This window comes from Ruegeria discodermiae (assembly GCF_030758345.1).
Taxonomy (GTDB): domain Bacteria; phylum Pseudomonadota; class Alphaproteobacteria; order Rhodobacterales; family Rhodobacteraceae; genus Ruegeria_C.
Map to the genome: position 1 here is coordinate 50549 of NZ_JAVAMO010000002.1, position 19724 is coordinate 70272.

19 protein-coding genes are annotated in these 19724 nt (G+C 60.8%); 12 read left to right on the forward strand and 7 right to left on the reverse strand.

What is annotated here, in order from left to right; genetic code table 11:
* The first annotated feature begins 45 nt into the window (after positions 1 to 45).
* The 3 genes from Q5Y75_RS07245 to Q5Y75_RS07255 all read left to right on the forward strand — a co-directional run bounded on the left by Q5Y75_RS07245 (position 46) and on the right by Q5Y75_RS07255 (position 4062).
* The gene (locus Q5Y75_RS07245; RefSeq protein WP_306195798.1) at positions 46 to 2937 is read left to right on the forward strand and encodes a trypsin-like peptidase domain-containing protein; all 2892 of its coding nucleotides are present in this window, start codon (positions 46 to 48) and stop codon (positions 2935 to 2937) included.
* 89 nt (positions 2938 to 3026) lie between these two features.
* Complete coding sequence (locus tag Q5Y75_RS07250; RefSeq protein ID WP_306195800.1) at positions 3027 to 3713, forward strand: hypothetical protein; 687 nt, start codon at positions 3027 to 3029, stop codon at positions 3711 to 3713.
* Between the two features lie 157 nt (positions 3714 to 3870).
* Positions 3871 to 4062 (forward strand): hypothetical protein, encoded by a 192-nt coding sequence (locus tag Q5Y75_RS07255; protein WP_306195802.1) that lies wholly within the window; start codon positions 3871 to 3873, stop codon positions 4060 to 4062.
* A 221-nt stretch (positions 4063 to 4283) separates the two neighbouring features.
* On the opposite strand, the gene Q5Y75_RS07260 is transcribed toward Q5Y75_RS07255, so the two are convergent.
* The 3 genes from Q5Y75_RS07260 to Q5Y75_RS07270 all read right to left on the reverse strand — a co-directional run bounded on the left by Q5Y75_RS07260 (position 4284) and on the right by Q5Y75_RS07270 (position 8657).
* Positions 4284 to 5525 (reverse strand): ArsB/NhaD family transporter, encoded by a 1242-nt coding sequence (locus Q5Y75_RS07260; protein ID WP_306195804.1) that lies wholly within the window; start codon positions 5523 to 5525, stop codon positions 4284 to 4286.
* A 44-nt stretch (positions 5526 to 5569) separates the two neighbouring features.
* Positions 5570 to 6841 (reverse strand): MFS transporter, encoded by a 1272-nt coding sequence (locus Q5Y75_RS07265; RefSeq protein WP_306195805.1) that lies wholly within the window; start codon positions 6839 to 6841, stop codon positions 5570 to 5572.
* A gap of 208 nt (positions 6842 to 7049) precedes the next feature.
* Positions 7050 to 8657, reverse strand: coding sequence for a GMC family oxidoreductase (locus tag Q5Y75_RS07270; RefSeq protein WP_306195806.1), 1608 nt, complete (start codon positions 8655 to 8657; stop codon positions 7050 to 7052).
* 127 nt (positions 8658 to 8784) lie between these two features.
* Here Q5Y75_RS07270 and Q5Y75_RS07275 point away from each other — a divergent pair, with 127 nt between their 5' ends.
* The 4 genes from Q5Y75_RS07275 (at position 8785) to Q5Y75_RS07290 (ending at position 12960) form a co-directional block, all read left to right on the forward strand.
* A complete protein-coding gene (locus tag Q5Y75_RS07275; protein WP_306195807.1) occupies positions 8785 to 10017 on the forward strand; it encodes a TRAP transporter substrate-binding protein in 1233 nt (410 codons plus the stop codon).
* Positions 10018 to 10110: 93 nt separating this feature from the next.
* Entirely contained in the window at positions 10111 to 10779 is a 669-nt protein-coding gene (locus Q5Y75_RS07280) for a TRAP transporter small permease (RefSeq protein WP_306195808.1), read from the forward strand.
* Positions 10780 to 10789: 10 nt separating this feature from the next.
* A complete protein-coding gene (locus Q5Y75_RS07285) occupies positions 10790 to 12151 on the forward strand; it encodes a TRAP transporter large permease (RefSeq protein ID WP_306195810.1) in 1362 nt (453 codons plus the stop codon).
* Positions 12152 to 12174: 23 nt separating this feature from the next.
* The gene (locus Q5Y75_RS07290; protein WP_306195811.1) at positions 12175 to 12960 is read left to right on the forward strand and encodes an IclR family transcriptional regulator; all 786 of its coding nucleotides are present in this window, start codon (positions 12175 to 12177) and stop codon (positions 12958 to 12960) included.
* Between the two features lie 25 nt (positions 12961 to 12985).
* Here the strand turns inward: Q5Y75_RS07290 and Q5Y75_RS07295 are convergent, their stop codons facing one another.
* From Q5Y75_RS07295 to Q5Y75_RS07310, 4 genes are all read right to left on the reverse strand, one after another.
* On the reverse strand, positions 12986 to 14254 hold the full coding sequence (locus Q5Y75_RS07295) for an NAD(P)/FAD-dependent oxidoreductase (RefSeq protein WP_306195812.1): 1269 nt from the start codon (positions 14252 to 14254) through the stop codon (positions 12986 to 12988).
* 24 nt (positions 14255 to 14278) lie between these two features.
* Positions 14279 to 14557, reverse strand: a complete 279-nt coding sequence (locus Q5Y75_RS07300; protein WP_306195814.1) for a c-type cytochrome — start codon at positions 14555 to 14557, stop codon at positions 14279 to 14281.
* A 131-nt stretch (positions 14558 to 14688) separates the two neighbouring features.
* A complete protein-coding gene (gene soxZ, locus Q5Y75_RS07305; RefSeq protein ID WP_306195816.1) occupies positions 14689 to 15018 on the reverse strand; it encodes a thiosulfate oxidation carrier complex protein SoxZ in 330 nt (109 codons plus the stop codon).
* Positions 15019 to 15033: 15 nt separating this feature from the next.
* A complete protein-coding gene (locus tag Q5Y75_RS07310; RefSeq protein ID WP_306195818.1) occupies positions 15034 to 15471 on the reverse strand; it encodes a thiosulfate oxidation carrier protein SoxY in 438 nt (145 codons plus the stop codon).
* Between the two features lie 196 nt (positions 15472 to 15667).
* Between Q5Y75_RS07310 and pedB the strand changes: the two genes are divergently transcribed.
* The 5 genes from pedB to pqqA all read left to right on the forward strand — a co-directional run bounded on the left by pedB (position 15668) and on the right by pqqA (position 19708).
* Complete coding sequence (gene pedB / locus Q5Y75_RS07315) at positions 15668 to 16414, forward strand: lanthanide ABC transporter ATP-binding protein PedB/LutE (RefSeq protein WP_306195820.1); 747 nt, start codon at positions 15668 to 15670, stop codon at positions 16412 to 16414.
* Positions 16411 to 17202, forward strand: coding sequence for a lanthanide ABC transporter permease protein PedC (gene pedC, locus Q5Y75_RS07320; RefSeq protein ID WP_306195822.1), 792 nt, complete (start codon positions 16411 to 16413; stop codon positions 17200 to 17202). The genes pedB and pedC overlap by 4 nt, the downstream gene beginning before the upstream one ends.
* 5 nt (positions 17203 to 17207) lie before the next feature.
* Complete coding sequence (locus tag Q5Y75_RS07325; RefSeq protein ID WP_306195824.1) at positions 17208 to 18812, forward strand: sensor histidine kinase; 1605 nt, start codon at positions 17208 to 17210, stop codon at positions 18810 to 18812.
* Positions 18813 to 18821: 9 nt separating this feature from the next.
* Positions 18822 to 19505 carry a response regulator transcription factor gene (locus tag Q5Y75_RS07330; protein ID WP_306195826.1) on the forward strand — a complete coding sequence of 228 codons (684 nt, stop codon included), beginning with the start codon at positions 18822 to 18824 and terminating at the stop codon, positions 19503 to 19505.
* Positions 19506 to 19609: 104 nt separating this feature from the next.
* Complete coding sequence (pqqA, locus tag Q5Y75_RS07335) at positions 19610 to 19708, forward strand: pyrroloquinoline quinone precursor peptide PqqA (RefSeq protein WP_306195828.1); 99 nt, start codon at positions 19610 to 19612, stop codon at positions 19706 to 19708.
* Positions 19709 to 19724: the final 16 nt, after the last annotated feature.

Below are 19724 nucleotides of genomic sequence, written 5' to 3' on the forward strand. Positions count from 1 at the left end.
GCGCCGGACATAACTCATCATTTTCGATCCCAGAAAGGACATGCCATGGCCATGCCGCTTGACTACGCCCGTGCCCGCCCCTTTGCCGCCGTCAATCCCATCATTGATGCCACCAATCCTTGGGACGCGATCCGGCAGATCGCCAGCTTTGCCGCGCGGCACCAGAATTTCCGCGTAGGGGTGCAGAACACCAGCTATTTCCCGTTCACGGCCATCTGCAAACTGGTGATGACCCGGCCCTCGGGCACCTATGGTGGTACGGGGTTTTACATCGCGCCAGACCTGATTCTGACAGCCGGGCATAACCTCTTTGGCAATGCCCCTGGCACCTCGACGCTGGAGGAGGCCACGTCGGTGTCCATCCGCCCCGGCCAGCAAAGCAACTCCAATATCCCGCACCGGTTCAGCGTGCGGACGCAGGACTGGACGATCCACCCTACCTGGCGCAGTTCCGGTGCCAGCGACCGGACCCATGACATGGCGGTGATCCGGGTTACCCAGGGCCCGCCCAATGGCGAGCATTTCCATCTGATCAACTATTCCCCCTCGCCAGAGGCCCCGATCGCGGTCTGCGGCTATGGCGGGCAGGATGTGGCCAGCGACCGCCAGCATCTGGATATCGACCGGGTGCGCCGCCTGACCGGCGGGGGCGAGATCGTCGAGTACAACCTGCAGACCCGCAAGGGCAATTCCGGCTCACCTGTCTTTGCCCATTTCAACAATGACAGCTCTGGCGGCGATCTGCCCGAAGCGATCCCGGTGATGGGCGTGCATGTGGCGCGAGGCCTGAGCGGGGACAGTCACCACAATCGCGGTGTGTTGCTGACACCGGACAAGATCGACTGGGCGCGCGGTGGCGGCATCATGTCGGTGGCCCAAAGCCTGTCGCGACCCGGTGTTGTCGGGGGGTTGCCGCTGATGACCCGCTCACGCGCCTCGGTGGGTGGCCTCCCTTTGATGCCGGCCCAGCCGATGCCCGTCGCAATGCCTGCGCCGGAACCCGCGCCAATGATGCCCAAAGATCCCGCGGGTGGTGCCGGGCCAACCCGGAGCGAGGCCCCGGTCACGGCGCAGGGTTACTATGCTCAACCCTTTGCGCGCAGCTTCATCGTTGCCAATACCAGCCGGGGCATGAGCGTGTCGCGCCGCACCTTCGGGCATGACACCCATGACATTTCGGGCACTACGGTGCTGGAGGTTTCGGTACCCAACATGCCCGATGGCGGTTCGGTCCGCTGGAACATCCCTGACGCAGATGACCGCACCCGCGTGCTGTTCGAGGCCGGGTCTGGCACCGCGCAAAGCGCCAGCGGTACCCGTGTCACGCTGCGCTCGCTGGCACCCGGCGTGGCGCATGTGGATTGCATGGTCAAGGATTCCTCGGGCACCACCATCGAATCCAACAAATATCTCGTCAGTTCACCGCATTTCGTGAAGATCGTCTTCGACGCCAATGTCGATACCTTCCTCGACGGTCTCGGATTACGCAGCCGTCGCGCCGCGCTGATCGACGAGATGCGCGAAGTGATGCAGCTGCTCTATGAGGACACCAACATACGCCTGATCTTTCCTGGCGAAAACCTGCCCGCCCATCTGGTGGTGGGCGCAAATGCCGGTTTCCCCGGCGGAGAGGCAGTCGCGGCTTCGGTCTCGATCGCCAATGTCGATGCGCAGGTGGGCGCGAACGACCCGGAAGAGAGCCACGATACCGGCACGCCGACCGCCTTCGGCACCAGCACGCTGGGCCGCAATCACCAGCCGGGCGATCTGCCTGCGCCGCTGAACCTGCATAATGTGGCCTCGGTCCTGCTGGGTCATATGCGGGTGATCGACGAGGTCGAAACGGTCGAGGATACGCTTGCCGGTGGCAGCCAAAGCTCTGCCAATCTGGATCTGGCGGCGCAGATGTATGGCCGTCTGATGGGCGAAACCACCTCACATGAGGTCGGGCATTTCCCGCATGGCAGCTTCATTGTTCATGGCGGTTCGCTGATGCAGAGCGGAAGCGACCGGAGCTTTGCCGAACGCACCGGCATGGCACCGGGCTCGGGCGGGGCGATCCTGACTGATAATGGCCGCAACACTATCAACCGTCTCAGCGACGCCAATCGCCGCGCCATCGAGAATGTGCTGCCGATCGACCCGCCGCTTGATATCGCCGGGGAGCGCGCGCGCGGACGCGTTGGCAGCTTCAGCATGGGCCGCGCCTTCTCGGACAACACCGTGCATCTGCCCGGCGCGACGGTTTTGGAGGGATGGCAGGCAGAGGTGCTGATCTTTGCCATCGAAAACGCCATCCGCGCAACGGCGGGCGCGATCAACCCGGCCACCTATCTGGCGGCGGCCTTCATCGATTTCGATATGATCCTGACGATCTGCGACCGGCTTGATGTCACCATCGGCTTTGGTGGCGGGGTTGGCGCGGGTCTTGGGGATGGCGCCACCGCCGGGGCGGGCATCGTGTTTGCGCCGGGCCGTCGCATCGGGTTCTACGGCGCTCTGTCCGAGGTCACCGGCTGGGTCGCCTCTGCCGGGGTGAACGGCCAGTTCACCGTGGTCCGCGGCGGGCCGGAAAACTTCGGCGGCACCAGTTATACCCATGGGGTCACCGTGGAAACCATCGGATGGTTCGATGACGGGCTGGTGGGGATGCCGGTTGGCGCGCATGTGATCACCAACACGCAGGATCAGCCCATCGGTGTGACCTTCGAAATAGGCCTCAGCGCCGGGGTGCCGACGCTGTCCCTGATCGAGGCGACTGCCCAGACGGTGCACACCCGCACCACAATCGCCACGCAGCAGGGTTTGGTCCGGCCTTATTCCATGGGCACCACTGATCCCAACGGGGACATGAAGGCGGCGGCAATTGCCGAAGCGATCCGCAAAGGGGCCACGCCCGAAGCGGCGGCGCGCTTTGTCGATCAGCTTTTTACCTAGCGGCTTCGCCCGCGCCCGTATCCGGTCAGGGCCGCGCCCTGACCGTTGCGGTTGACGGTGCCGAGGCCGGTCCCGCTGGCAATATAGTGGTGCTGGATGAGACCCGCAGTTTTGCCGCTGACGAGGGGCTTTTTCAGTTGCCGCGCCTTGAAAGCGGTGAAGAGGTGTTCGAGGTCGATATCCCCGAGGGCCTGCAGTTGAGTCTGATCGATCTGGCAACGCCCGAGGCCTCGCTCGCCGCAGGGGCCGAACTGGAGGCGCGACCGGAGCGCGGAACAACCGGGCGGCTGCGGCTGGTGGTGCGCTGGGCGCATCCTGTGCCTGCGGGAAATGTCAGCTTCCGGCTGCGGGTCCATGCGTCAGCCGATGGCACCCCGCCGCCGGTGACCACGCCGCTGACCGAGCCCAACTCCCACACCCGAATGCGAACGCTGATCGAGCAGGACGCGCCGGTTGATCTGGCCATTGATGGCCCGATCACAGAGGCCTTTCGGACGCAGATCATCGAGCGCGGGGGCCAGTTCATCGGGGCCGAATCCCAAAGCCATCTGGCCCGCCCGCTTGAAGGCCTTACGGCGGGTTCAATCGTTCTTATCGTGCTCGGAGTGCTTGCTGCTATCTGTATCGTGCTGGGTTTCGCCACCTTCGGCGCGGTGCTGATCGTCGCCATGCAGAAGGGGTATAACATCGAAAACGCTGGCTATAAGGTGGCCGTAGGTGAAGGTGCCGGCAGACAGGAACATGAGATGGTGTTCAACATCCGAAAACCGGAGTGATATCCCTCGGAAGACGGGAAACGGCCTGCGCGACGCAGTATGCGGGCCTTTCTATTTGGCGATATATTTGGGTCAGTATGTCAAGGCATCATCGTCAAAGTTGTATAATTTCAACAATTCGACACTTCCTTGCGCCGCGCCGGACGAAGTCAGCAATGTGCCCCTGCTGGTCTCGGTAACCACGACCTCGCTTGCGCCCACAAACTCCAGCTCATCCACGCCTGTCCCCGGCGAAACCCGGCTCGGTGATGAACTGAACCTGCTCTACCCCGCCGAAGCACTTCTGACCTCTACGGTCTTTGCGCAGCTCGACTTCGTCTGGACCGGAACGGAATTTGCTGCCCCCTGATCCCCCCCGATCTGCCACTCCACTCGCCGCAGCGCCTATCCGGCGCTTCGGCGGCCTTGTTTCTCAAAGCCGCATCGTGATACCCGGTCCCTGCCAAGACTCGACCAATCCGTGCAATTCACATTGGTGCGCCTGCCGGGTTCGATCGCGACATGGTGGCCCGACAATTGAAGGATAAGGTATCGAGCCTCGCCAAAGTCGAGCTTTGCCGCTGACCCCGCTCACCCGCCCAGATGGGTTTCCAGCATCAGGATCCAGGCGACCGTGATCCCGGTTGAGACCAGCCCGATGGGCAGCACATCCTTCATGAACTGGGTGAAGGTGACCTCCTCCGCGCCCATCCGGTCGGCCATCTGCAACACGATCACATTGCTTGCTGCGCTGATGATGAAGACATTGCCCGCAAGGGTCGACACGCCCGCCAGCATCATCAGATTGGGCACCTCGAATGAGGGTAGCAGCTTCAGATACATGTCCACCAGCGGCACGTTCGAAAATACCTGACTGCCGAAAAAGCTGATCGTGGCGGTGACCATAGGTTCGTTCATGTGCTGACGCTCCTCGCCCAGCATCGCCTGCAGCGAGCCTGAATCCAACAGCGCACCGGTCACGATGAACATCGAGACGAAAAACACCAGCGTTGGCCAGTCGAGCCGCGTGAACGTTCGTACCCGCGCCCCGTCAAACAGATAAACCGGCAGGCAGGCGATGGCCGCTGCCACGCCCAGCGGATAGCCGAGCTTTGAGCCTGTTGCCGCCAGCACGCTTTCAACCGTGACCAGCACAACCAGAACCGCAATCGCCAGCAGGACCGGCCATTGTGTACCCTCCTGCCCTTCCAGTTCCTCCGTTCCGGCCTCTGGCGTGGTCACCACCATGCGCCAGGACAGCCAGAGCGCACTGCCGCCCAGACAGATCAGCGTGGGCACGATCAGCCAGATCAGGAAGGTGACCATGGGAGCGGGCACGTGGCCACTGGCCGCAATCAGCAGGTTCTGCGGATTGCCGATCGGAGTGGCCATGCTGCCAACGGTGACCGCCACACAAAGCGCCACCAGAAAGGTGCGCTGATCCGCGCCGGTCTGATGCGCCAGCATCAGCGCAATAGGAGTACCTATGATGGCGGCTGCGTCATTGGTCAGCACGGCGGCGACCAGCGCAAAGAGCAGCATGAAAGCCACCAGCGAGACGCCCGGCGTGCGCCAACCCACCATCCACCCGGCGATCCGGTGCGAGATGCCGTTTTCATACAGCGCCCGCCCGATGGAAAACACCGAGAAGAGGTAGAGCATGACGTTCCAGTCAATCGCCTTGAGCGCGGCCTGCGGCGTGATTGTCATGGTCGCTAGCAACACCACCGCCCCGGCGGTCATGACATGCCAGATTTTCAGAAATGACGGCAGCCATTCGCGAATGGCGATCAGGGTGAAGACGGCGATTGAAACCCCAAGGCTGAATGACACAGGCATTCTCCGGTTTTGACTGAGTGATCTACGGGTGGTGCGGCTTACTGGCTCTCCGTGCTGTCGGCAGCGGCCAGATCGCGGCGGGCATGTTCGGCGGTCTCGGGCATCAGGAAGGCAAAGATCAGCGCGCCCAAAATCGCCACGCCTGCGAGGAAATAGAACGCCATGTTATAGCTGGCGATCTGTACGATCTCTTCGGCGACCAGGTTACTGGCCGAGGCACCGACACCAACCAACGTCGCCAGCGCCCCCTGCGCCACGTTGAATCGCCCGGTGCCTTTTGTGACATCCGACACGATCAACAGGAACAGCACCGCAAATATCCCGTTGGCCACACCGTCCAGTGACTGGATCGCGACCAGCGCCACCGAATTGTCGGTCAGCGTATAAAGCAGCGCCCGGATCGGCAGGATCGAAAACGCCATCAGGAACAGAGGTTTGCGGCCCCAGCTATCGGCGGTCTTGCCGCAGAGAACGGCCATGGCGATCATGATGAACTGGGCCGAGATGATACAGGCTGAGGTAAAGGCGATGCCCGATTTGGTATCGCCCCCGCTTGCCACTTTCTGGCTGACCAGCGGCAGCATGCTGGCATTGGCAAAATGAAACAGGATGATCGAGGCCCCAAAGATGATCAGGCGTCTCTCGCTCAGGATGGTGGCGAATCCGCTGGGCTGCTCCTGGCCTGTGCTGTCTTCGGCAACCCCGCCGCGCGCCGCCTCATGGTCGATCTGAGAGGGTCTGATCATCGTGGTGCAAAAGATCATGCCGACACACATGACCGAGATCAGAATGAACACCCCGTCCACAAATCCCGCAAGCGCCAGCCCTGCTGCGATGGCGGCAGCCACCACATTGCCCGCGTGGTTCCAGGCCTGGTTGGCGCTGGTCTGTCGGGTAAACGCCTGACGCCCGACAACCCCCAGGGTGATCGCCGCGATCAGCGGTCCCAGAAAGGCCAGTGCCACACCCATTGTGGCCTGCGCCCCATAGATGGCGTATTGCGAATCCGTCACCACCAGCGTCAGCGCCGCGATCCCAACAGCGGTGATGCAGGCGACCATCAGCCCGCGCTTTGCGCTGGTCCAGTCGATCAGCGCGCCGGCGGGTGTCTGCGCGATCACCGTTACGATGGACCCCAGCGCGAGCGCAAAGCCGATGCTTTGCGGCGACCAGTGCAGCTGCGCCAATAGATAAATTGCCAGATAAGGCCCGAACCCTGCGGTGACGTCGCCCGCGAAGAAGTTGATCCCCAACAAGGGCCGGTTAAGCGGCGCGACTGTGCCCTGCACCATTTGCGTACCGCTCGTCACCGTCTGTTCCTGCGCACTGCAAACGCCTCCGGCTGGGATGATTGCCCGCGCGGCGCAAAGCTGCGCCGAGCGTGCACGTTTTCAGGCACTTTGGCCCGCAACGGGTCAATAAACAACCGCGTTTCTGCACGGAAAGCGTGAATGAGCCTTGCGTGCACATCCCAAAGCCGAGGCAAACAAGTCTGCTACAGGTGGTCTGTACGAGAGGTCAGGCGCGATCCTCAAGGATCAGATCGCTGGCCTTTTCGCCGATCATGATCGCCGGGGCGTTGGTGTTGCCACTGACGATCTCGGGCATGATCGAGCAATCCGCCACCCGCAATCCACGAATGCCGTGAACCCGCAGCCGCGCGTCGACCACCGTGTTCGGCCCCTGCCCCATCTTGCAAGTGCCAGTTGGGTGATAGATGGACGAGGAATGGCTGCGTGCCCAGTCCAGCGTGCCCTCGTAATCGTCCAGCGCCAGATCCTTGGTCGGGCGGAACTCTTCCGAGATTTTGGATTTCAGCGGCGCTTCGCGCGCGATCGAGCGTGCGATCTTGACCCCTTCGACGATGGTTCGGCAATCCAGATCCGTTGCCAGATAGTTGGGGTGGATTTTCGGATAGCTGCGCGGATCGGGGCCATCCAGCACGATCTCACCCCGGCTTTCGGGCCGCAACTGGCAAACCGACATGGTGAAGGCGGAAAACGGATGCACGCCTTCGCCGGGGCTGTCGGCGGACCAGGGCTGTACGTGGAACTGGATATCGGGCGTATCCACATGCGGGCCGGTTTTCATGAAGCCCACCGCAAGGCTTGCGGCCATGGTCATCGGTCCGGCCCGGAACAGCGCGTATTTCATTGCGATCTTGGCCTGATTGATCAGGCTGCGCACCTCGTCATTCAGGGTGGGCTCATTACATTTGAAAACCAGACGCGCCTGTAGGTGGTCCTGCATGTTCTTGCCCACAGCGGGCAGGTCGGCCACCACCTCGATGCCGTTCTCTTTCAATTGCGCGGCGTCGCCGATGCCGGAAAGCATCAGAATCTGTGGCGAGTTGATCGCGCCCGAGGACAGAACGATCTCGCGCGTTGCGGTCACCTCACATTCCTGCCCCGACTTGTCGAGATAACGAATGCCCGTGGCGCACCCCCCTTCGATCACCACGCGCTGGACCAGCGCGTTCGTGATGATCTGAAGGTTCGGCCGTTTGCGAGCCGGGTTCAGGAATGCCACAGCCGAGCTGCAGCGGCGGCCATTGCGGGTGGTCAACTGGAAATAGCCCACGCCTTCTTGCGTTGCGCCGTTATAGTCGGAATTGAACGGATACCCAGCTGCTTGCGCCGCTGCGACCCAGGCGTCGCAGATCGGGCGTTGCAGGCGCATGTTCGACACCGACAATTCACCATCGACGCCGTGGAACTCATCGGCGCCGCGCTCCTGGTTTTCCGAACGCTTGAACAGCGGCAGCACGTCGTCCCAGCCCCAGCCTTCGTTGCCCATCTGGCGCCAGCGGTCGTAATCCTCTTTCTGGCCGCGCACGTAAAGCAAACCGTTCAGCGAGGATGATCCCCCCAGCACTTTGCCGCGCGGCCAGTCAATGGCGCGCCCATTCAGGCCGTCATCCTTTTCGGTGCGGTAACACCAATCCACCGACGGGTTGTGCATGGTCTTGAAATACCCGACCGGCACGTGAATCCACGGGTTCCAGTCCCGTGGCCCGGCCTCAAGCAGGATCACGCGATTGCTCGGGTCCTTACTGAGACGATTCGCCAGAACGCAACCGGCAGAGCCCCCTCCAACCACGATGTAATCAGCTTGTTGTGTCTGCATATTTTGGCCCTCCGCCAGATTGAAACTGGTCCCGTGCAAGTTTTCCTTGCGTCACCATCTTTATTCTACTAAAAATGATACCACAAGTCTCATTAATGAGAATTCTGTACCACGGGAGGAAGAAGACATGAAAGTAGCTGACAAGCTCAGCAGAATATCTCGGCGTGATCTTTTCAAGCTGTCAGGGCAGTATGGCCTGTCCTCGACCCTGCTTGCAGCGGGATCTATGGGCGGAATCGTATCGCTACCGTCGCTCGCAGCAGCCGCCGAATCAACTTATGAAAAGCGATTCGCCAAAGAGGCCAAGTTCACGCTAAAATTCGGCGCTTCGGGCTTTAATGCCCGCAACCTGCTGATCGAACGAGCGGGCGCTCTGGAATTTGCCCGCGACCTGGAATCCCGCACGGATGGCGAGATTCGCGTCGAGTTCATCGGCGACAACCAGATTTGTGGTCAGCTGTCCTGCGTTGAAAAAACCCAGAACGGCATTGTCGACATCTATGCTGCTTCGACCCAGAACTCGGCCGGTGGCGCGCCTTATCTGAACGTGCTCGACTACGCCTACGTGTTCCCGGGCCGCGCGTCGCAGTATCACTTCCTCTATAGCCCGGAATCGAACGCGATCCTGCGCGAGCCGCTGGAGAAGCGCCACGGTCTGAAGTTCCTGTTCAGCCATTGCGAATTGCGCGGCCTGCAGATGGGTCAGTCTTTTGCAGACAAACCCACTGTGACCAAGCTGGAAGAACTCTTTGGCACCAAGAACCGTGTCACGGGTACTCAGCTAGGCCGGATTGCAATGCAGTTGCTGCAGCTGAACCCGGTTCCGGTGGCGTGGGAAGAAACGCTCGACGGCCTCAAGACCGGGCTTATCGACGGTGCAGAGACATGGGCGTCTGCGGTGGCCTACGCCAACATGGCGCCGGTCGTAACGCAGTCGGTCGACCTGCGGTTCTTCTGTGGGACCGAGCATACCTCGATGTCGGCCAAGGTGTTCGACAGTCTGGGTGGTGAGCTTCAGGACGCTGTTCTGGAATCCTCCTATCTTGCTCAGGTTCACGTGCAGGCGGCGAACGAGGCCGCGCTGGTCAAAACCGTCGGCTTCTCTGATCCGCAACTGCCGGACACGATCTTTGCCGAAAATGATGTGCGCAACGCGTTCCTTTCGGACGAGCAGATCAAGCTGGCCGAGGAAATGTGCTCGCCCGAATATCAGCCCGAGCCATGGGCACAGTGGCGCGAACGCATCGACAAATGGGCCGGTGGCATCGACACCTACACCGAGCTTCATCGCATCGCACGCGAGGTGCCTGCTGACATGAAGCCTGAAAACGTCGAGCCCCGCCGCTGGTGGAAAGCCTAATAATACGGTTCAGGCGGCGGGCTTGCCCCGCCGCCGTTCAAACCTCACAATCACATAATTTCGCCACTGTCGGTCTCAGGGAGGAGACAGATCATGACGACTATTGTCAGCGATATCTCGGAGATCTTCAGCGCGGTTCTATCCAATGACGCCTGGATGATCAGCGAAGCGCTCAAGACCAACGCGGCCTGGGTGGTTGGTGCCTTTGCCACGTTCCTGGGCGGTGCATTCTTTCTTCTGCTTTACAAATATATACCGTGGGTCGAACGCAATCTGGAATCCACAGTCATGGTGTCGACCTATCTGCTGATCGGCATCATTATCTTTGTCGAGGTGTTCCGCCGTTTCATCCTGAACGTGCAAGCGCCGTGGTCGACAACCCTGCCGCCTTTCCTGTTCCTGATCATGACCTGGGCGGGCTGTGCTTATAACGTCAAGCTGAGGACCCATCTGGCCTTTGCCGAGTTCCGCTCCAACATGCCCAGAGCATTGCAATTCCTGTGCCTGTCCATGGATGCGGTGCTCTGGCTCGGATTCTCCTGGATCGTTGTCGTCACCTCGACGCAGGTCGCGGCCAACTCGGCGGCGAATTTCCAGATCCTGCTGGGTACTGACAACGTGCTGCAATGGTGGTTCCTGGTCTCGGTCCCGCTGAGCTTCATCCTGATCGCCGCGCGCGCAATGGAGAACTGGCTGACCGATTTGCAAAACCTGCGCTCGGGCGAGCCACTGATTGCCCCCGTCGCCATCGGCGCGGATTGAGGAGAAGACCATGACTGATGGAAACTGGATTACGATTATTTCGATTGGGGTCACCTTCCTATTCATGCTGGGTGTCCCGGTCTTTCTGGTGATCGGATATTGGGTGATCGGGATGAGCTTTGTGCTTGGCCTGCCCCTCATCAATACCGGGGCCGCGCTGGCGGATGTGTTCACCGACGGCTTCGCCCTGCTGGCGATGCCGCTCTTCATTCTGACCGGTGACCTGATCAACCGCTCCGGCATTGCTCGCAGGCTCAGCGATTTCGCTTATTCCTGCCTCGGCTGGCTGCGTGGTGGCCTGGCCATGGCAAGCCTCGGGGCCTGCGGTCTGTTTGCCGCCATCTCCGGCTCGAACTCGGCCACAACGGCCACCATTGGTTCGATGCTGCACCCTGAAATGGTCAAAGGCGGCTATGACGAGCGCTTCTCGGCGGCGACCGCCGCTGCGGGCGGTACGGTTGGGATCATCATCCCGCCCTCGATAATCTTCATCGTCTACGGCTTCCTGCTGAACCTGCCGATTTCCGAGCTTTTCGTGGCAGGTATCATTCCCGGCGCGATGATGGTGGGCGCCATGATGCTGGTCGCGTTTGTCATCTGCACCAAGAACGGCTGGGGTTATCTGATCAAGCTGCAATTCGGTCGCGTCTTTAAGACGGCGGTTGGTGCATGGCTTGGCTTTTTCGCCATCGGACTGGTGCTCTGGGGTATCTATACCGGCAAGTTCTCCCCCACTGAAGCGGCGGGCGTGACCGTGGGTTTCTGTATCATCGTGGGATTCCTCAGCCTTCCGATCTACAAGCTGATGGGCTCACCTTCCGAAGATCGCGACTTCAGCGAGCGGGGTGTTTCCGAATACCTTGTGGTCAAGGGCTTTGGCCCGCTGGAGCTACCCTCGATCACCATGCGTTCGGCGCAAATCGCGGGCATTCTGGCGCCGCTGATTGCAGTCTCGGTGGTGATGCAGCAAATCCTTTCGGTGCTGGGTGCTCAGCAGTTCATCGGCGATTTCGTGCGCGGCATGGGCGGCTACTATGCGGTGCTGTTCACCTCGATGGCGATCGTGTTTGTCGCAGGCATGGTGCTTGAAAGCCTGCCGGTGACGATCATCCTCGCCCCCATTCTAGCGCCGATCGCCCATTCGGTGGGGGTTGAGCCGGTCCAGTTCGGGGTGATTTTCCTGGTTGGCGCATCGATTGGTTTCATTACGCCACCCTATGGGCTCAACCTTTATGTCGCATCCGGGGTGACGGGCGTTCCCTATTTCCGCTTGTTGCGCTACACGGTGCCCTATCTGTTTGCCCTGCTGTCGGTCTGGATCATCGTCGCGCTGACACCTATCCTGTCGACGATCCTGATCCCATCGGGCTAAGACGAGGTATGTGAGCCAAGCAAGTGGACGGCCTATTGGATACTGGTGGTAAAGACGGGGCAATTCCCACGAATCTGCGGCTGCTCCTGGTACTTGAGGCGATGGCCGAGGCCGGAGTTCCCGTTACACCAACAGAGGTGAATCAGCGCCTCGGACTGCCGAAGCCCACGATCCACCGGTTGTTTACAACGCTGGAACAAGAGGGTTTCATCCAACGCGAGATTGACGGCCGGGGGTATTCCCCCGGCCTTCGTTTGCGCAAGATGTCCACTGGCATCCTGTCTTCACTGCGGATCAGGACCGCGCGGCTGGCCATTCTTAAGCAATTGGCCGAGGAGATCGGCGAGACCTGCAACATAGCGATCCCGGATCGCGATGCGATGGTCTATCTCGACCGGGTCGAAACCAAATGGCCGCTGCGCATCCAACTTCCCGTGGGCACGCGCGTGCCGTTCTACTGCACCGCCAGCGGCAAGATGTATCTCAGCAGCCTCGATCGTCGGCATTTGCGCAGCTATGCCATGTCCACCGATTTGGAAGCCAGAACAGCACTGACGGTCACAGACCCTGAACAACTGATCACAGAGGTCCTCGAGATCCGCGAACGTGGCTATTCCACCGACAATAGCGAGTTTATGGAGGGCATGATCGCCGTTGCCGTGCCGATCCATGAAGGCAATGGCCGCTTAGTTTCGACCCTGTCGGTACATGCGCCCGAGCAGCGGCTCAGCCTGACAGGCGCTGTCGCCCATGTCGAACAGCTGAAATCGGCGGCATTGAAACTGTCCAGCCTGCTAAGCGAAGACTGAAGCCCCCGCCCCGGTGCGCTTTCCGCTAGCTGAACATGTCGGCAGTGATCGCGTCATACCAGCTCTCGGATTCCTCAAATGTTGCCTTGCGGATGTCGATGGTCTCACCGGTTTGGCTGATGAATCCGTCCACGCGGGCGATTTTCTCTTCGGTCGGCTCATAGGTTGCCCCGACCTTGACGCCGTCATTTTCGGCAATCAGGGACCAACAGGTATTGGCGTATTTGGCCGGAAACACCCTTGATCCGGTCAGCGTCCCACGTACCGCATTCGCGCAGACCTTGGCCTGCGAATTGGCCGAGAAACCCGATTTCGGCATATCGCCCTGCTGGCAGGCATCACCCAGCACATAGATATTGGGATCGACTTTCGATGACATGTCTGCTGCGTTCACCGGGGCCCAATTGCCCTCGGTCACGCCCGCCAGTTCAGCGATCCGCCCCGCCTTCATCGCCGGGATCACATTACAGGCATCAACCTTGGTCTCTTCACCGTCAATTGTCAGCACCATGCGGTCGGGATCGACCGAGACGATACCGCCCCCGAAATCCTCACCGATCCAGTCGATCATACCGGGGTAGTGATTGGCCCAGCCTTCCTCGAAAAGCGCCATTTTCGAGAATTTGGGCTTGGGATCGGCGATGATGATCTTGGCTGTAGAGTTTGACGCTTTCAGCACATGCGCCACCATCGAGACCCTCTCATACGGTCCCGGCGGGCAGCGATAGGGGTTGGGCGGGGCAACCATGGCATAGATTCCGCCCTCGGGCATCGCAGCGATCTGCGCCTTGAGCAGTTCTGATTGCGATCCGGCCTTGTAGGCATGGGGCATCTTGTTCTGGGCCGAGACATCCCAGCCGGGTACCGAGCCGTCGACGAAGTCAATGCCCGGCGCCAGGATCAGCTTGTCATAGGGCAGAACCGCCCCACCCGCGAGTCTGACGGTCTTGGCCGTGCCATCCACGCCCACGGCCCAGTCATGCACCACATTGATCCCATGATCGGCGGCCAGTGTGCCATAGGTGTGGCCGATATCGTCGATCGTTTTCAGCCCGCCCAGATAGAGGTTGGAAAAGAAGCAGCTGAAATAGGTGCGCGAGGGTTCGACCAGTGTCACGTCGACCGCGCCTTCGCTATCCTTGGCGATGTACCGCGCTGCGGTGGCGCCGCCGGCCCCGCCGCCGATCACCAGCACCCGAGGCTTTCCTCTGCCTTCGGCCAGTACGTAGGGCGCAGATAGCGCGCCCGTCGCAGCCGCGCTTGCGCCTAGAAAGGTTCTGCGATTCAATGCCATGCTGCGTCCTCCCCTATGGTCCCCTCAGTCGAGGGTATTGAAATAAGCGGCCAATGCCGCGATCTCTTCGGTGCTCAGGCGGCCCGCCAGCATCTGCATGATGGGATGCACCCGCTGGTTCTGCTTATAGGCATGCATCGCGACCACGATATCTTCGGTATCGCGGCCCGCGATCCTGGGAATCCCGCCCTCTGCACCTTGCGCGCTGTGACAGGTCACGCATTCCCCAGACAGGTATTCGCCCCAGGCAACGTCGCCCTTGATCGCAAGAATTTCTGGCGGCAGCTCCTCTGCAAACGCCATGTACACCGGCAGCGCAACCGTGATGGCTATGATGGTTAACCCGCGTCGTGAACATCTCCGTTCCATAGCAAACCTGCGCCCACTGTCCTCAATTCGCTGCGCGATCTGAACCGACACCTTGGTCGCGCCCCTCAGATCACCGAGATCGCCCGGCTGTCGGTGTAGATCGCGCCATCATCGTCATGCCAGGCAAAGGTGAATACGCCGGGTCCCGGCACACGGGCCTGAAACTCAAAAAACGGATTGGTCGAGATGCCGGGCCCGATCTCAAGATCGACAACAGTCTCGCCCTCGAATGTGCAGTGAAACCGATGGATGATGGAGCGCGGAATAGGCGCGCCCTGCGCATCCAGCCGATGCCCGGACTCCATCCGATGTGTGATCAGTGTCTTGATTGTGATCACGTCACCTTCCCGGACCTGTTTGGGCAGTTTGACCCGCGTTTTCACGCCTGCCGCCATGTTCACCTCCTCCGATCAGGCGCAGCCGCCGACAATGACGGAGACCGGCTGCGTGTCCTGCGCAACGGTCCCACCCGGCATCCGCGCCAGTGCCAGAACATCCTGGGTCTGCGCCAATCGCATCCGGGTTGACAGTTTCTGCGACCCCGCCAGTGGTCCGAAGCGTATTTTCAGAACCGGCACAACCGGGTTGCCCGGCGCGATCAACACGGCCTCTTCGGCTTGGGGTGCCTCGATTGCGACCGGCACGCGGTAGCCATCCTCTGCCACATCCGGCAAGCTCAGCGACATGCTACCCTCTGCAATCGGTGCACCGTCGGTGAAGGCAACGATGACCTCGTCAAGCGTTGCATCCTGCTGCATCACAAGAAGCTGCTGCGCGCGCGCCGGTACGGTCAGAGCAACCAATGCCCCGACACTCACCCGCATCACATCGCGCCGACGCAATGGCATGGCTGTTCCTCCGATACCGGGACCCTCCGATCTTTCGCTCGGCGATAGTCTAACCGGCACCGTGCTATAGCAAGGCATAACAAATCAGTGAGGCTCCGTATACTTAAGTCGCGACTTGCCTACGCGCTGGGCGGTTGAGAAACCCGGGCCGAGCGGGCAAGCTGGCCAAGATCTGGATACCACGGCGGAGCAAGACGTGCCTGACGCGCAAACTGCGGATGAGACAAGACAGGGCCTTGAGGTGCGCGACCTGAGCTTTCGCTACGGGTCTAAGGTGGCGCTGGATGCGATCTCGTTCGAGGTGGCACCCGGTCGGTTCTGCGCGTTGCTCGGGCCAAACGGGGCGGGCAAATCCACACTGGTGTCGCTGCTGACCCATCTGCTTGTTGCACCTCAGGTGGATATTCGCATCGCCGGGCATGATCTGCGACAGCACCCAAGGCGGGCGCTGGCTGATCTTGGTGTTGTGTTCCAGCAACCAACGCTCGATCTGAGCCTGACGGTACGCCAGAACATGGCCTATTTCGCTGCCTTGCACGGTTTGCCTCGCTCACAGACGCAGGCGCGTATCGATGCCGCGCTTGACCGTCTGGGGATGCGCGAGCGGGCGGGCGAAAAGGTCCGCGCGCTGAATGGCGGGCACCGGCGTCGGATGGAGCTGGCCCGCGCGCTGCTGCATGAGCCAAAGGTGCTGCTGCTGGACGAACCGACTGTTGGGCTCGATGCCGCCGCACGCCAATCGATCACTGATCACGTGCATGATCTGGCCGATCAGGGGCTCTGCGTGCTCTGGGCCACGCACCTGACGGACGAGGTGCGCGATGCCGACCAATTGCTTGTCCTGCATCATGGCCAGATCCTCGCCGCTGGCCAGACCGGCGATCTGCGGGGCGACAAGCCGCTGTCGAACTGGTTCCTGTCGCAAACCGAGGTGCCCGCATGAGTGGCTTCTGGGGCGTCGCCCGCGCGATCATGGGGCGTGAGTTCCTGCGCTTCATCCATCAGCGCGAACGGTTTATCGCCGCCCTTGTACGGCCCATGGTGTGGCTATTGATCTTCGCCGCAGGCTTTCGCGCCGCACTTGGTCTGTCGATCATCCCGCCCTATCAGACGTATATCACCTACGAGACCTATATCGTGCCGGGCCTTTGCGCGATGGTGCTGCTGTTCAACGGCATGCAAAGCTCGCTCAGCCTTGTTTATGATCGCGAGATGGGCTCGATGCGGCTGCTGCTAACCAGCCCGTTTCCGCGCTGGTGGCTCTTGTTCTGCCGCCTGCTGGGTTCGACCGCGATCTCGATCCTGCAGGTTTATACCTTTCTGGCGCTGGCAGGGCTCTTTGGTATCACCATGCCTCCGCTGGGCTATGTGACGGTGCTGCCCGGACTGGTTCTGGGAGGTCTGATGCTTGGCGCGCTGGGGCTGGTTTTGTCAAGCTTCATCAAGCAGTTGGAAAACTTCGCAGGGGTGATGAACTTTGTCATCTTTCCGATGTTTTTCCTGTCCTCGGCGCTTTATCCGCTGTGGAAAATGGCCGAAAGCTCGCCGCTTTTGCGCGACATCTGCGCGCTGAACCCGTTCACGCATGTGGTCGAGCTGATCCGTTTTCTGCTCTACCTGCAGATCAACTGGATCGCGCTTTTGTGGGTCGTGACCTGCACGATCATCCTCTGCGCCGCCGCCGTCTGGGGCTATGACCCTGCGCGCGGGTTGATGAAGCGGAAGACCTGAGCGCGATGCAGGGCGATGGCTCAGAAACACGCAAACGCGCCGTTTCGCTGAAAGCCCGGCTGGGCCTTGGTGCGGTGGTTCTTGGCCTTGGTACACTGTTGATCGCCGCAATTCTCTATCTTGGCATGCAGACCGTTTCCAACCGGTTGGAGACCGCGCTGGCCTCTGAAACACGGATGGCGCGCTACGCGGCCCTGTCGACACAGGCGGCGACCTTTCTGGTGATCGCTACCGAGTCGATTCAAACCGACCAGCCGACCGACATCCGGGTCGACCGGCTGGCCCCGGTCAGCGATCGCATACGCGCCACATTCGGGCAATTGCGCGAGGATGTGGAACAGGCTGTTGCCTCTGTCAGCGCTCTCGGCCTCGATGAACAGTCCCGCTACGGCACCCAATCGCTGGGCCTTGCCAGGATGGAGGCGCTGCTGGATAACACCCTGCGCGGGCTTGCCAGCGACGAGAGTGACCGCGCGCGCCTGCGCGCTCATATAGATGCCTTTGCCTCGGGTTTTGATCCGCTGCTTAGCCAGGCGGTGAATACCGAAATGGTGTTCCGCAACACGATCCTGTCGGGGATCGAAAAGCTGCGCCGTACATTGACCTGGGCCGCTCTGGGATTTGCGGGTCTGGCGATTCTGTCCACCGGCTGGTTCTATTTCGGTTTGATCCGCCCGCAATTCAGGCGGCTGGATCGGCTTCATGACGCGGCCCTTCAGATCGGACGGGCCGATTTCACCGTTGCACTGCCGACAACGCGCAACGATGAGATTGGGCGGCTTTATCATGAGACAAACCGCATGGCCGGAGCGCTGTCGGACCGGCAAGCAGACGTGGAGGCGGAATGGGCGCGGTTGAACGAAACCATCGCCCTGCGCACCGAGGAGTTACGCACAGCAAACACGACGCTTGCCAAGATCGACGAAAACCGCCGCCGCTTCTTTGCCGATGTCAGCCACGAATTGCGCACCCCCCTCACCGTGATCATGATGGAGGCGCAGATCGGGCGGCAGGACACCCAGAACGCACCGGATGCGTTTTCCACCATCGAAACCAGCGCCGCCAAGCTGAACCGGCGAATTGACGATCTGCTCCGGGTGGCGCGCTCTGATAGCGGACAGCTGGCGCTGGAACCGGAGGCCGTGGCGCTGCGCGACCTGATCGGCGCGGTGACCGAGGAAGTGCAGGCCGAGATCGACAACGCGGGTATGCACCTGACGGTCGAGAACATTCCCGAGATCAAAATGCTCTGCGATCCAAACTGGATTCGACAGGTCCTAGCCAGCCTGATCCGCAACGCCATTCGCCATGCGCGCGACGGTGTCGAGATCGCGCTCAATGCGCAGCAAAACGACAGCATGGTCGAAATATCCCTTACGGATAACGGTCCTGGCATAGCAGCAATTGATCAGGACACGATCTTTGAGCGTTTTGTTCAGGGCGGTGCTGGCAATACGCAAGGCTTTGGCGTCGGGCTTGCGCTTGCCCGCTGGGTGGTCGAAGCGCATGACGGCACCATCACGCTAACCAGCCCCGTGCCGCGCGCCATGGCTCTGGGCCGCGCAGCCGGGACAAATGTCGCCCTTCGCTTACCCATTGCAGAGGCCTAGACTGCACATATGGCAAGCCGGTTACTGATTATCGATGACGATCCAAAGATCACCTCGGCGCTGGTGCGGGGGCTGACTCTGCATGGCTACGCGGCCGAGGCGGAAAACCGGGCTGACAAAGCGCTTGAACGGCTGCAACGCGAGGAGTTTGCCGGGGCCATCGTGGATGTGATGCTGGGGGCTGATAGCGGTATTGATCTGGTTCGGGCGGCCCGGGCCAGTGGCGTTGCGCTGCCGATCCTGATGCTCTCGGCGCTGTCGGATGTCGAAGACCGCGCTGCGGGTCTGGAAGCGGGCGCGGATGACTATGTCGTCAAACCCTTCAGCTTCGACGAGCTGGTTGCACGGCTGCGGGTGCAGGAACAGCGCGCCCAAGCGCAACGCCCCGAACCGGCTAGGATTATTCCCGAATCCAGAACCGTTAGCGCAGGTGATGCCAGCGTCACACTCACCGAACGCGAGTTTGCGCTGCTGGCGCTTTTGACCCGCAACGCCGGTCAGCCGATCCCGCGCGGCGACATCTTCGACACGCTCTGGCTGGGCGAAGGCTCAAGTAACGAAAACGTGGTCGATGTTTATATCGGGTATCTCCGCAAGAAGCTCTCGGCAGAGGATTTCGGCTTTGAAATCAAAACACTGCGCAACCAGGGATTCTGCCTTGAGGGGCGCCTACCGGTTCACGAAAGCGACTGAATACAGACCAAAGTCTAGGCCGCTCTTATAAATTAAGATTCGCGTGAAAACCCGATAGCTGCCAGTCTGATCAGGAAATTTATGTCAGTCAGGAGGAAACGCAAATGGCATGGACCAAGCCCATCATCCGCGAAATCGAGTGCGGTATGGAAATCAACATGTATGGCCCCGACAGCGATGAAGAGCGCGAAGGCCTGATCTGATCGCGGTTGCAGCGCC

What these genes read in the sequence shown, in the direction of transcription:
- Q5Y75_RS07310 (WP_306195818.1), bottom strand. Translation starts at nt 15,471, where the DNA reads ATGCCATTGCGTCGGCGCGATGTGATGCGGGTGAGTGTCGGGGCATTG.
- Q5Y75_RS07300 (WP_306195814.1), bottom strand. Translation starts at nt 14,557, where the DNA reads ATGGCGTTTGCAGAGGAGCTGCCGCCAGAAATTCTTGCGATCAAGGGC.
- Q5Y75_RS07275 (WP_306195807.1), top strand. Translation starts at nt 8,785, where the DNA reads ATGAAAGTAGCTGACAAGCTCAGCAGAATATCTCGGCGTGATCTTTTC.
- Q5Y75_RS07325 (WP_306195824.1), top strand. Translation starts at nt 17,208, where the DNA reads ATGCAGGGCGATGGCTCAGAAACACGCAAACGCGCCGTTTCGCTGAAA.
- pqqA (WP_306195828.1), top strand. Translation starts at nt 19,610, where the DNA reads ATGGCATGGACCAAGCCCATCATCCGCGAAATCGAGTGCGGTATGGAA.
- pedC (WP_306195822.1), top strand. Translation starts at nt 16,411, where the DNA reads ATGAGTGGCTTCTGGGGCGTCGCCCGCGCGATCATGGGGCGTGAGTTC.
- Q5Y75_RS07270 (WP_306195806.1), bottom strand. Translation starts at nt 8,657, where the DNA reads ATGCAGACACAACAAGCTGATTACATCGTGGTTGGAGGGGGCTCTGCC.
- Q5Y75_RS07295 (WP_306195812.1), bottom strand. Translation starts at nt 14,254, where the DNA reads ATGGCATTGAATCGCAGAACCTTTCTAGGCGCAAGCGCGGCTGCGACG.
- soxZ (WP_306195816.1), bottom strand. Translation starts at nt 15,018, where the DNA reads ATGGCGGCAGGCGTGAAAACGCGGGTCAAACTGCCCAAACAGGTCCGG.
- Q5Y75_RS07245 (WP_306195798.1), top strand. Translation starts at nt 46, where the DNA reads ATGGCCATGCCGCTTGACTACGCCCGTGCCCGCCCCTTTGCCGCCGTC.
- Q5Y75_RS07280 (WP_306195808.1), top strand. Translation starts at nt 10,111, where the DNA reads ATGACGACTATTGTCAGCGATATCTCGGAGATCTTCAGCGCGGTTCTA.
- Q5Y75_RS07330 (WP_306195826.1), top strand. Translation starts at nt 18,822, where the DNA reads ATGGCAAGCCGGTTACTGATTATCGATGACGATCCAAAGATCACCTCG.
- Q5Y75_RS07285 (WP_306195810.1), top strand. Translation starts at nt 10,790, where the DNA reads ATGACTGATGGAAACTGGATTACGATTATTTCGATTGGGGTCACCTTC.